This window comes from Inquilinus sp., from assembly GCF_057815775.1.
Genome location: NZ_JBYRFX010000773.1, coordinates 1 through 11067 on the forward strand (window position 1 = coordinate 1; position 11067 = coordinate 11067).

General features: G+C 65.4%; 12 protein-coding genes. 7 read left to right on the forward strand and 5 right to left on the reverse strand.

Annotated elements, in window-relative coordinates; translation table 11 throughout:
• The 4 genes from AC3XYG_RS27255 to AC3XYG_RS27270 form a co-directional block, all read right to left on the reverse strand.
• Nucleotides 1–240: hypothetical protein (locus tag AC3XYG_RS27255; RefSeq protein ID WP_489143017.1), on the reverse strand; the 240-nt coding region annotated here is incomplete at its 3' end.
• A 206-nt stretch (nucleotides 241–446) separates the two neighbouring features.
• Nucleotides 447–1493, reverse strand: coding sequence for an ABC transporter substrate-binding protein (locus AC3XYG_RS27260; RefSeq protein WP_489143018.1), 1047 nt, complete (start codon nucleotides 1491–1493; stop codon nucleotides 447–449).
• A 16-nt stretch (nucleotides 1494–1509) separates the two neighbouring features.
• Nucleotides 1510–2577, reverse strand: a complete 1068-nt coding sequence (locus AC3XYG_RS27265) for an ABC transporter ATP-binding protein (protein ID WP_489143019.1) — start codon at nucleotides 2575–2577, stop codon at nucleotides 1510–1512.
• Nucleotides 2578–2800: 223 nt separating this feature from the next.
• The gene (locus AC3XYG_RS27270) at nucleotides 2801–3844 is read right to left on the reverse strand and encodes a PdxA family dehydrogenase (protein ID WP_489143020.1); all 1044 of its coding nucleotides are present in this window, start codon (nucleotides 3842–3844) and stop codon (nucleotides 2801–2803) included.
• Nucleotides 3845–4014: 170 nt separating this feature from the next.
• On the opposite strand from AC3XYG_RS27270, the gene AC3XYG_RS27275 reads away from it, so the two are divergent.
• Nucleotides 4015–5010 carry an alpha/beta fold hydrolase gene (locus AC3XYG_RS27275; RefSeq protein ID WP_489143021.1) on the forward strand — a complete coding sequence of 332 codons (996 nt, stop codon included), beginning with the start codon at nucleotides 4015–4017 and terminating at the stop codon, nucleotides 5008–5010.
• 215 nt (nucleotides 5011–5225) lie between these two features.
• On the opposite strand, the gene AC3XYG_RS27280 is transcribed toward AC3XYG_RS27275, so the two are convergent.
• A complete protein-coding gene (locus AC3XYG_RS27280; protein WP_489143022.1) occupies nucleotides 5226–6122 on the reverse strand; it encodes a LysR substrate-binding domain-containing protein in 897 nt (298 codons plus the stop codon).
• Between the two features lie 95 nt (nucleotides 6123–6217).
• On the opposite strand from AC3XYG_RS27280, the gene AC3XYG_RS27285 reads away from it, so the two are divergent.
• The 6 genes from AC3XYG_RS27285 to AC3XYG_RS27310 all read left to right on the forward strand — a co-directional run.
• Nucleotides 6218–7402: an MFS transporter gene (locus AC3XYG_RS27285; protein ID WP_489143023.1), complete on the forward strand. Its 1185-nt coding sequence runs from the start codon at nucleotides 6218–6220 to the stop codon at nucleotides 7400–7402.
• Between the two features lie 28 nt (nucleotides 7403–7430).
• Entirely contained in the window at nucleotides 7431–7832 is a 402-nt protein-coding gene (locus AC3XYG_RS27290; RefSeq protein WP_489143024.1) for an alpha/beta fold hydrolase, read from the forward strand.
• The gene (locus AC3XYG_RS27295; RefSeq protein ID WP_489143025.1) at nucleotides 7805–8566 is read left to right on the forward strand and encodes an SDR family oxidoreductase; all 762 of its coding nucleotides are present in this window, start codon (nucleotides 7805–7807) and stop codon (nucleotides 8564–8566) included. Before AC3XYG_RS27290 ends, AC3XYG_RS27295 begins: the two co-directional genes overlap by 28 nt.
• A gap of 401 nt (nucleotides 8567–8967) precedes the next feature.
• The gene (locus AC3XYG_RS27300; protein WP_489143026.1) at nucleotides 8968–9486 is read left to right on the forward strand and encodes an Lrp/AsnC family transcriptional regulator; all 519 of its coding nucleotides are present in this window, start codon (nucleotides 8968–8970) and stop codon (nucleotides 9484–9486) included.
• Nucleotides 9483–10655, forward strand: coding sequence for a saccharopine dehydrogenase family protein (locus tag AC3XYG_RS27305; protein ID WP_489143027.1), 1173 nt, complete (start codon nucleotides 9483–9485; stop codon nucleotides 10653–10655). The genes AC3XYG_RS27300 and AC3XYG_RS27305 overlap by 4 nt, the downstream gene beginning before the upstream one ends.
• A 27-nt stretch (nucleotides 10656–10682) precedes the next feature.
• A partial coding sequence (locus tag AC3XYG_RS27310; protein ID WP_489143028.1) for a transporter substrate-binding domain-containing protein occupies nucleotides 10683–11067 on the forward strand: 385 nt, incomplete at its 3' end.

Consider the following 11067-nt stretch of genomic DNA (forward strand, 5'->3'; position numbering starts at 1 on the left):
CATCGCCATCGCGATCAGGAAGGCGCGGTGAATGGTGGCATCGGACAGCAGGCGGCCGAAATTCGCCAGGGTCGGCGACCCTGATTTGTCGGTGACGGCGTAATAGCCCAGCCAGAACAGCGGGAACAGCACCAGCACGCACAGGACCACGGCCAGCAGCACGAAGAGCGGCATCGACAGGTCGAAGCGGCGGGGGCGCCGGCTGCGGGCGGACTCGGCGGGCAGGGCTGCGCTGGTCACCTTGTCACCTCTGGCGCGATTCACGGGGCTAATGGGATGAGGGGTCAGGCCATGCCGGGGCCGATCCCTCTCCCGCTGTCATTGCCGGGCTTGACCCGGCAATCCAGGGGGCATCGAGAACAGCTCCGGCCGCCCCTGGATCCTCGGGTCAAGCCCGAGGATGACAGTGAAAAATGGTCCCTGTCGTCGAAGCTCTTCAGATAACCTTACGTGCCGAAGTACTCTTCATACTTCTGCTTGATATCCTCGATGGCATCGCGGACATCCGACGGGTTGGACTCGATGACCTTGATCTGCGACAGCGGCGTGCGGCTGGCCTCTTCCTTGACATCGGGGCGAACCGACCGGAGGCCGCCGACATCGACGTTCAACTGCTGCGCCTCCTGCGAGAACATGAACGCATAGAACAGCTTCGCCGCGTTCGGATGGGGCGCATAGGCCAGGATCGCCGCATTGCCATAGGCGATGGATGTGCCTTCAGGCGGATAGACCGGTTTGATCGGCACGCCGCGGTCCTGGAGGATGAAGACGTTGTACTCGTTGCCATCCGCCTCGATCGGCCGCTCGCCCTGGGCCAGCACCTTCGGCGGCTCGGTCGAGGACTGGACCTGCATCACATCCTGTTTGCCCAGTTTCTCGAAGTAGTCGAAGCCGAGAAGCTGGCTCAGCGCATAGGTCGCGGTCATGACGTTGCCGCTGTATCCCGGATGCGACTTGACCATCTTGCCCTTGTATTTGGGGTCGAGCAGGTCGGTCCAGGTCTTCGGCACATCCTCCGGCTTCACCATGTCGGTGCGGTAGGCGATCACCGTCAGCGTGGCGCGGAAGGCGGCGTACTGGCCGTCCGGGTCCCGGTCTTCATCGGTCCAGTACTTGGCCACATCCGCCGGCACCGCCGGGGTCAGCCAGCTCTGCTCCTTGAAGGTCAGGAAGTTGGAGGCATCCGAGGTCTCGATCACGTCGGCATTGTGGATGCCGCTCGAATATTCCTGGCCGATGCGCTGGTACACCCGTTCGGACCCGGCGCGCTCGACCTGGACCTTCAGGCCGGGATACTTGGCCTCGAAGGCGGCGCCCAGCTTCTCGGCCACCTGCACGTCGGTCGAGGTGTAGTAGACGACGGTGCCTTCCTTGGTGGCCGCGGCGATGAGGTCGGGCGTCACCTGATAGGGCTCCGGCGCCGCCGCCCATCCTGCCTGGCCCCAGCCCAGGACCGAGATCAGGGCAACAGCCGCAAGTCTTGCGTTCGACATGTTTTTTCCTCCCTGGTTAATGGGCCAGCGCCCTGCACCGCTCGGGCGGGCAGTGAAGCCAGACCTCCTGATTTTCCGGAATGGCGACGCCGACAGGGGCGATCGCCCGCACCACGGTGCCGTCCGACAGGTTGAGAAGGTAGTCGCGGTGCGAGCCCAGATAGACCTGGCGCATCACCTTGCCGGACGCCCAGTTGCCGGCCTCGCCGCCCGGCCGCTCATTCGCGAGCCGGATGTCGTGGTGCCGAACCGAGACGGCCGCCGTGCCGTCCGCGGCGAAATCGCCGCTGCCGCAGCGCAAGGTCAGCCCGCCGCCGCATTCCACGGCATCGTCGCCGACCCGCCGGCCCTTGAAGACGTTGGTGCCGCCGATGAACTGCGCCACGAATTCCGATCGCGGCCGTTCGTAGATGTCTTCCGGCGAACCGGCCTGTTCGACATGGCCCTGGTTCATCACCACGATGATGTCCGCGGCGGTCATCGCCTCGGTCTGGTCGTGGGTCACATAGACCGTGGTGTAGCGGAACTCGTCGTGCAGGCGGCGGATCTCGAACCGCATCTCCTCACGCAGATTGGCGTCCAGGTTGGACAGCGGCTCGTCGAGCAGCAGCGTCTCGGGTTCGACCACCAGCGCCCGGGCCAGCGACACGCGCTGCTGCTGCCCGCCGGACAGTTCGCCGGGATAGCGTTCCGCCAGCATGTCCAGCTTGGTCGCCTGCAGGATGCGGGTGGTCCGCGCCTGGATATCGGCCTTGCTCGCGCGCCGCAGCCGCAGGCCGTAGGCGACGTTCTCGAACACGGTCATGTGGGGCCACAGCGCGTAGCTCTGGAAGATCATCGACATGTTGCGGGCCTCGGGCGGCTCGCTGCGGGTCGAGGACGAGATGACGCGGCCACCGACCCGGATCTGCCCGCCGGAGGGTTCGACGAACCCCGCGACCAGCCGCAGCGTCGTGGTCTTGCCGCAGCCGGACGGGCCGAGCAGGCAGACCAGCTTTCCCTTTTCGATGGCGAGATCGACCCCATTGACGACGGTCAGGTCGCCGTAGCGCTTCGTCAGGCTGTCGAGTTCGACGAACGACATGAATCCTCCCCGGCCATTTCGCAGGCCGCATGCGTGTGCATGAGGACGTTTTGTTTTTTGAAGATTGTTAACAGTTTACTGATGATGTCAATCGGAAAACCGGCCTGCGACGGTCGGTGCCAAGGACCGACGCCGCCCCAGGCAGGCGACGAGAACAATGGATTGCCGGCGGCTGCCATCAAGGCGCCGGGGCAGTGACATTCTGTCCGGATCGGCCCAAGCCTCAGGCCGCGGTTTCGGCCCGGTGCAGCCCTTTCCGCCGGGCCAGCTGCGCCGCCAGCCGGACGGCGGCCTCCAGCGCGCCGGTGGTGGCGACGCCCTGGCCGACGATGTCGAAGGCGGTGCCGTGTGCCGGCGTGGTGAACACCGTGTCGAGGCCCGCGGTCACCGTCACGCCACGGCTGAAGCCGCGCAGCTTGGTCGCGATCTGGCCCTGGTCGTGATACATCGCGACCACGCTGTCATACTCGCCGGCGAAGGCCTTGATATAGACGGTGTCGGACGGGAAGGGCCCCTTGCAGTCGATGCCCGTCGCCGCGGCGGCGCGGACGGCCGGGGCGATCACGTCGATCTCGTCCCGTCCGAACAGGCCGTTCTCGCCGGCATGGGGGTTCAGGGCCGCCACGGCGATGCGGGGCTTCTCGATCCCGGCGCGCCGCATGGTGGTGTCGACCAGCTCGATCGCCTGGATGATGCTGGTGTGGTTGATCTGCTCCACCGCCACGCGCAGCGGCACGTGCGAGGTGACGCGCGACATCCACTGGCCGTCCAGCACGTTCATCTCCGAGAAATAGCCCTTGTGGCCCAGCAGATGGGCGAACAGCTTGTGCTCGTCGAGGAAGCGCCATCCGCCGGCATGCAGGGCGGCCTTGTTCAGGGGGGCGAAGGTGATCGCGTCCAGCCCGCCCTTCAGCGCCAGCTGCACCGCAGCGGCCAACGTGTCGCCGGTCAGCCGGCCCGACTCCGCCGAGACCGCGGCGCGCGGAAACGCGGCGGGGTCGATGTTGCCGAGGTCGATCAGCGGCACGCCGGGGCTGTCCCAGTCGATTTTCTGTGTGTCCACGACGGGCCTAATGGACAGCTCGACGCCGGCGTCGCGGGCCCCCATGTCAAGCACACGGCGGTCGCCGAAGACGACGATGCGGGCGGCGTCGTCCAGCCTGCCGTCGGACACGACGCGCGCCACCAGCTCGGGGCCGATGCCGGTCATGTCCCCCATCAGCAGGGCCAGGCGGGGGCGCGGGGCAAGGTCGGATGTGTCTGTCATGGTGAACCCTTCGGCTCGGGCGGAGGCCGACAGTCCCGCATGACGAGATGGTGTCGCTCCCTGTGACCGTTGGCCCGATCGTGCGCCGGCTCGAAATAAAGTCAACTGAAAATTGTTGACAGTATGCAATTCTCGGCAAAGGGTACGGCACCATTCGCGGGAGGAACGATATGGTCGACCAGACCTCACCGGCAGCCGGCGCCCGGATGCCGCCCCTGGCAACAGCCCACACATCGCTGATGGAGGGCTTCACCTATCGACGGATCCGGACGAAGGGCGCCGAGATCAATGTCGCCGTCGCGGGCAACGGCCCGCCGCTGCTGCTGATCCACGGCAACCCGCTGACCCATGTCAGCTGGCACTGCATCGCCCCCACGCTCGCCAAGACCTTCACGGTGGTGGCGATCGACCTGCGCGGCTATGGCGACAGTTCGAAGCCCGATGGCGGCCCGGACCATGCCGCCTACAGCTTCCGGGCGATGGGCGAGGACGCGTTCGAGGTGATGAGCGAACTCGGCTTCGACCGCTTCGCCCTCGCCGGCCATGACCGGGGCGCGCGCGTCGGTTTCCGCATGGCGCTGGACCGACCGGACCGGGTCAGCCGGTTCTGCGCGCTCGACATCATCCCGACCCATCATCTGCTGACCAACGTCACGCTCGGATGGGGGCTGGAAAGCTATCACTGGTTCTTCATGGCGCAGAAGGCGCCGTTCCCGGAGAAGCTGATCTGTGCCGATCTCGACTATTACATCCAGTACAAGCTCAACAAGAAGGGTGTCGGCCTGCAGATCTTCACGCCCGAAGCCTTCAAGGAATATGCCCGCTGCACCACGACGGAGCAGATTCATGCCGTTTGCGAGGATTACCGGGCGACCGTGACGCTCGACCTGGCCATGGACACGGCCGATTTCGGCAAGCGGCAGATCGAATGCCCGGTCATGGTGCTGTGGGGCAGCAACAGCCATGTCGGGCGCCATCTCAAGCCGATCGAGGCCTGGTTGCCCTGGGCGCCGGATCTCAGGGGCTGGGCGATCCCGACCGGGCATTATCCCGCGGAACACCGGCCGGACCTGGTCTACGAAAGCTTCTGGGCCTTCTTCACCGGCCGCGAGCCGCTGCCCTATTCGGCGGAGGCCGATGCTGTGAGCCGGTCGGTCTCAGGCTAGGGGCTGAACCGAACCAAGGCATTGCCCCGGCTTCGGTTTCGGGATTCGTTGCCCTGCGTCACAACGCGGCGGCCGCGATGGCGGACGTCTTCTCCTGGTGCTGACCGCGCCAAGCCGTTCCACAGCATGAACATCTGCGGCGTCTCCTAGGGGATTTCCTGTACGGAAATCGGGATCGGCTGAAGCTCCGGACTACAGCGGGAGGCAGTCCTTACCTATCGGGCGCGGCCCTGTTCCGCTGCCAACCAAGTGACGAAGGTGGTGAGCGGTCCTGCCCTCTCAGCATCGAGAGCCATCAACGCCACATAACCGGTACGGCGAACTCGGATCTCTGGCAGTGGCGTCACGATCCGGCCGGATAGGACGTCGATTTTCAGAAGCGGCAAGGGGCCAATGCCGATGCCAAGGCCGTCCTCGACGGCCTGTCGCGTGACAAAGAAGTGATCGAAAATCCGCCGCGGCCTGCCCGCGAGATGCGATAGGCCAGCTGTTTCCAACCAATCGACCCATTCGCCGGGTCGCGTTTCACTGGCCAGCAGCACATGCCGTTCGACATCTGACGCCGCGCGGATCGGGTGTCGGGCGAACAGCGCCGGGCTCATTATCAGGGTGTCGACATCCTCCAGCACCGGGACCGCGCGGTAACGAGGCCAAGCGTTTTCGCTGATCACACCCCGCCGGATCGCGACATCAAATCCGCCACGAAGTTCCTCATGCACGGTCGAGACTGTCGTCACCGCCACCTCGGTATCGGGTTCTTCCTGGTGGAAGCGCTCCAGACGGGGGATCAGCCAGCGCATGGCGAAGGTCGTTGGGGCACTCACCCTCAGGATTCGCCGCGCACCCGGTCGGCCGCAGGCTTCGGCTGCCGCAATCACTCGATCAAAGGAGAGGCTTACCTCGGCGGCGAAGACGCGGGCGATCGGCGTTGCGACCATGCGCCGGCCGGCGCGGGCGAAAAGACGTTGGCCGAGCCAGCCCTCCAGGGCAGCGATCTGCCGGCTCACGGCACCATGAGTCAGGCCAAGCTCCGTCGCCGCCTCGGCATAGCTGCCGGCCCGGGCCGCGACTTCGAACACACGCAAAGCGTTCAGTGGTGGGAGAGGGCGCATCGGAATCGTGATTAAAACTGACCAGTAAGGTGATTAACTCCTCTCTATTCCTCTGAAACTCACAGGTCTAGCGTCGTGTGTGAAGGAGGTCCCCCATGCAGATAAACGGGATATTGGACGCCACCCATCAAGCCCCCGCGTCGCCTGCGAAGCGCCGCAATCTGATCGCCGCCTGTCTCGCGCACGCACTTCATGATGGCTATACGGATGGCCTCTACGCCTTCCTGCCAGTCTGGCAGGCGCAGTTCGGCCTCTCTTATGCCGGGCTGGCTCTCGTCCGCGCGCTCTACTATGGAACCATGGGCGGTCTGCAATTGCCTGGCGTTAAGCTGGTGCGGGCGCTTTCACCGTGTGCGGCGCTTGTCTTATCCACCATGGTCGCCGCGACGGGCTTCATCGTCATGGCGTCGCCGCTGGGCTTTGCCGGCCTCTGCGCCGGTCTCGTGCTGGCCGGATTGGGGTCCAGCATCCAGCATCCCCGTGGCTCGCTTCTCGTCACAGACACCTACGCCCCGAGATCCCGGGGCGCGCTTGGCGTCTATAATTTCTCAGGCGATCTCGGAAAAGCGATGCTTCCCGCAGCCGCAGCGCTTTTATTGCCGATCCTCGCCTGGCGTCCCGTGATCGGTCTCATGGCAGCGCTCGGTTTCGCGGTCGCGTTCGGTCTGCTCGCGTTGGCTCCACAGGCGATCTCGTCCTCACCCCGGTCACATGCCGTAGCTCGTGGGGACTCTCACTTCGGCTTCACTCTCCTCATCACCATCGGCGCCTTCGATACCGCGGCGCGGATGGGCTACCTGCTGTTTCTACCGTTTCTGATCCACGCTCGCGGGGGGACATCGGCCGATGTCGGCTTTGGCCTCGCGCTGCTCTTCATCGGCGGTGCACTTGGCAAAGCAACCTGTAGCTGGCTCGGCAAGCATCTTGGCGTCATCGGTAGTGTCGTGGCGACCGAAACCGTAACGGCGCTCCTGATCGTCGTGACCCTATTTACGTCGCTCGTGCCGATGCTGATCATTCTCCCATTGCTGGGTATCGTCCTGAACGGCACTTCCTCGGTCCTCTATGGCACGGTGCCCGAACTGGCCCCGAACGGAGACGCCGGTCGGGCCTTCGCCCTTTTCTACACCGGCGTCATTGGGTCGGGGGGATTCGCGCCGGTCGTCTATGGCGCAATCGCCGACCATAGCGACCAAACCATTGGCATCCTTGCCGCTGCGGCGACAGCCGCACTCATTGTGCCCATGGCCCTGGGTTTGCGCCCCTCGCTCAGACGCTGACGGGTGGCGTCCATTCCGGGTCGATCAGGTGGCAGCCTCATTCGACAATCCCGACTGGGTCGATGTGACGCTGCACAGCTACCAATCTCGCTGGGATGAAGCCGAACCCGATCCCACCAGCAAATGGCTCGACGACAAGGTAAAGGCGACTGGCACGCTCTCACGTCCAGCGATCTATTTCCAAGGCGAACTCGACGGGGTCAATCCGCCTTTGACGAGCCGGAAGGTCGGAGAAACGTTCACCGGGCCATTTGAGAGAATCGTCCTGCCCGGCGTCGGCCATTTCCCGACGCGCCAGGCGCCAGAAAAAGTCGCTGCCCGGCTGGTGCAACACTTCAGCCCAGAGATCTGGACAATTCCAGTCCCAGCCATTTTCCCACCGCCACATCAAAGGCTCGCCAAATGGATACTGTCTCGCAAGCGCCGCTAATTCTGATAACGGGTGGTGGTCGTGGCGTAGGCGCTGCGACTGCGCGGCTTGCTGCCGCACAAGGCTACGATGTAGCGATCAGCTTCGTCTCAAACGAGTCTGCCGCCCTTGCGGTGGCGGCCGATGTAGAAGCTGTTGGGCGCCGGGCTTTACCCGTTCGGGCAGATAGCGCAGATCCAGGGCAGGTCGCTCAATTATTCGCCGCGATCGACCGGGAATTCGGTCGGATCGATGTCCTGGTGAACAACGCCGCGGTACTTGCGCCACAGTCTCGGCTAGAGGATCTCGAATTCGAGCGGCTGCAGCGTATCTTCGCGATCAACTCGATCGGCCCTATCCTCTGTGCACAGCAAGCGGTGAAGCGGATGTCCTATCGTCACAACGGGCGGGGTGGCGCCGTGATCAACATCTCATCGGCATCGGCCCGGCTCGGCAGCCCAAATGAATATGTCGATTACGCCGCGTCGAAGGGCGCCCTTGAGACATTCACTATCGGCTTCGCCAAAGAAGTTGCGCGGGATGGGATACGCGTCAACTGCATTCGCCCTGGGCACATCTACACTGAAATGCATGCCAGCGGCGGAGAGCCGGGACGGGTTGATCGCGTCAAGGACTCGATCCCCATGGGGAGAGGCGGTCAGCCTGAAGAGGTTGCGCGGGCGATCCTATGGCTAGCAAGCGCCGAGGCTTCCTTCACCACCGGCACATTCCTCGATGTCACCGGCGGCAAGTAAGCAACAGGATGCGGCGGCGGATCCTCCCCTCGTTGGCTTCGTCCCTATCAGGCGGGCTCGGATGCGCGGCATCGCCGATGAGCGTTATCCCAGCCAATATCGTACGGAATGGCCGCTGTGGCCCTCGACAATCAAGGTCGGCCGCCAGCACCGTCTCCATGATCCGGCGATGCTCGGACTCCAGGTCGGGGCCGGCGTTCGGCCATTGGCACCGACAGCCGGCGATACCGATCCGACTGGACATAGAGCATGGCGCACGGCCGCGGCGGCCAGGGGCTGTCGGAGAGCGCGACCCGACCGCCGCCGTGGGCAGTGTCCTTGCTAAATGGAAAATTCAGTCATATAGATTGTTCAGGAGAGAAATTTCTCTCAAGTTTTTTTCCAGAATGAAAGATCTGTGCGTGAGGGAACGCCTCGACCCGACGGACCGGCGGCTGGTCAAGCTGCTGTCCGAAGATGCACAGCTCGGCGCCGGTGGCCTGGCCGAGAAGATGGGCGTGTCGGCGCCGACCGCGCGTTCGCGCCTGCGCAACCTGGTGGATCGGGGCGTGGTCAAGATCGTCGGGCTGCTGAACCTGTCGGCCCGGCCCGAGCTCATCTCCGCGATCATCGGCATCAACACGCTGGGACGGGGCCGCATCCATGAGATCGCGCAGCGCATCGCCGACCTGCCCTTCGTCACCTCCGCCTCGGTCGTCACCGGCCGCTTCGACATCATTGCCGAGGTGGTCGTGGCCGACGACGTCGCCGACCTCTACCGGGTGACCAGCGAACTGATCCCCAAGGTTGGCGAGCCCGGTGAGATCTCGCGCAGCGAGACCTTCGTGGTGATGGCGTCCTGCAACAAATGGGTGGGCCTGCCCAAGGGATGCTGGTCCGACGAGCCCGAGGCGCAGCTGCGCGGATCGGCCATGTCGTGAAAGTTGCCGTGCTCGGCGGCCTGGGCCTGCAGGGGCGGGCGGCGATCGCCGACCTGGCCGCCAGCGCCGGCGTCGCGCAGGTCGTCTGCGTCGACACAGCCCCCGGCGGGCTCGACCGGCTCGCAGGCCTGGCCGATCCGGACCGGGTGCGCTTCGTCAGGCCTGAAGGGCCGATGGGTGCGGCCCTGGCGGCGGTGATGCGGGATGTGGACGTCGCCATCGACCTGATGCCGCTGCCGCTGATGCGCGACGCGGTGGCGGCCGCGATCGAGACGCGGACGCCGATCGTCACCACCAACTATGCCAGGTCGATCGAAGACCTGGGGCCGGCCGCGGCGGCCGCGGGCATCGGCGTGATGACCGAATGCGGCCTCGACCCCGGCATCGACCTGGTGCTGTACCAGCGCGCCGCACGGCAGTTCGACACCGTGACGGCGATCGACTCCTACTGCGGCGGCATCCCCGAGCCCAAGGCCCGGACCGGGCCGCTGTCCTACAAGGTCAGCTGGAACTTCGACATGGTGCTGATGAGCCAGAACCGCGCTTCGGTCCTGCTCGAGGACGGCCGGCGCGTCGAGATCCCGGCCGCGCAGCAGCACGACAACCGCTTCATCCATGAGATCGAGGTGGCCGGGCTCGGCACGCTTGAAGCGCTGCCGAACGGCGACGCGGTCCATTATGCCCGGATGCTCGATAATGCCGGGTCGCTCTTGCGCACCGGCCGCTACACCCTGCGCTGGCCGGGCTGGTCCGCCTTCTGGGCGCCGCTGAAGCAGCTCGGCTTCCTCTCGGAGGAGCCCGTGCCGGGCCTGGCCGGCGATGTCAGCCCGCGGGAATTCCTCGGCCGGCTGCTCGGCCCCCAGCTGCAATACGGCGCGGCCGAGAAGGACCTGTGCGTGATGCGCAACGTCTTCCGTGGCGTCCAGGGCGGCCGCGGCAAGACGGTGACCTCGGACCTCGTGATCGAGCGCGACCTCCCCTCGGGCCTGTTCGGCATGAGCATCGGCGTCGGCGGCCCGGCCAGCATCGTGGCGCAGATGCTGGCGCGCGGCGAGATCACGGCGACGGGGCTGCTCAACCCCCTGACCCATGTGCCGGACGGCCCGTTCCTGGCGGCGCTGGCCAAGCGCGGCATCCGGGTGGCCGACACCACGGCCTGGGACCCTTAGGCGACACGAATCTTCAGGCGATCGGCCGTGGTCGGCAAGGCCGCGGCGGTGCCCCAAGGAGAGCCCGAAACGGGCGGCGGACATGACAAGGAGGAACGACGCATGAAAATCGGCAAATGGCTCGTGGCAGGATTGGCACTCCTGCCAATGCTCGGCATCGACGGCGCGCGGGCGGGGACGCTCGACGACATCACTTCGCGCGGTGAACTGCGCGTGGCGGTGCAGACCCAGGGCCCGCCCTATTCGATGGTCGACAAGAACGGCGCGCGGACCGGCAGCTCGGTCGAGCTGGCCGAGCTGATGGGCAAGGAAATGGGGGTGAAGGTCACCTTCCTGGACTTCGACTGGGACGGGCTGATCCCGGCGCTGCTGTCCGGCAAGGCCGATCTCCTGGTCGGCGACATGACCCCGA

What these genes read in the sequence shown, in the direction of transcription:
- AC3XYG_RS27295 (WP_489143025.1), top strand. Translation starts at nt 7,805, where the DNA reads ATGGATACTGTCTCGCAAGCGCCGCTAATTCTGATAACGGGTGGTGGT.
- AC3XYG_RS27260 (WP_489143018.1), bottom strand. Translation starts at nt 1,493, where the DNA reads ATGTCGAACGCAAGACTTGCGGCTGTTGCCCTGATCTCGGTCCTGGGC.
- AC3XYG_RS27280 (WP_489143022.1), bottom strand. Translation starts at nt 6,122, where the DNA reads ATGCGCCCTCTCCCACCACTGAACGCTTTGCGTGTGTTCGAAGTCGCG.
- AC3XYG_RS27275 (WP_489143021.1), top strand. Translation starts at nt 4,015, where the DNA reads ATGGTCGACCAGACCTCACCGGCAGCCGGCGCCCGGATGCCGCCCCTG.
- AC3XYG_RS27270 (WP_489143020.1), bottom strand. Translation starts at nt 3,844, where the DNA reads ATGACAGACACATCCGACCTTGCCCCGCGCCCCCGCCTGGCCCTGCTG.
- AC3XYG_RS27285 (WP_489143023.1), top strand. Translation starts at nt 6,218, where the DNA reads ATGCAGATAAACGGGATATTGGACGCCACCCATCAAGCCCCCGCGTCG.
- AC3XYG_RS27265 (WP_489143019.1), bottom strand. Translation starts at nt 2,577, where the DNA reads ATGTCGTTCGTCGAACTCGACAGCCTGACGAAGCGCTACGGCGACCTG.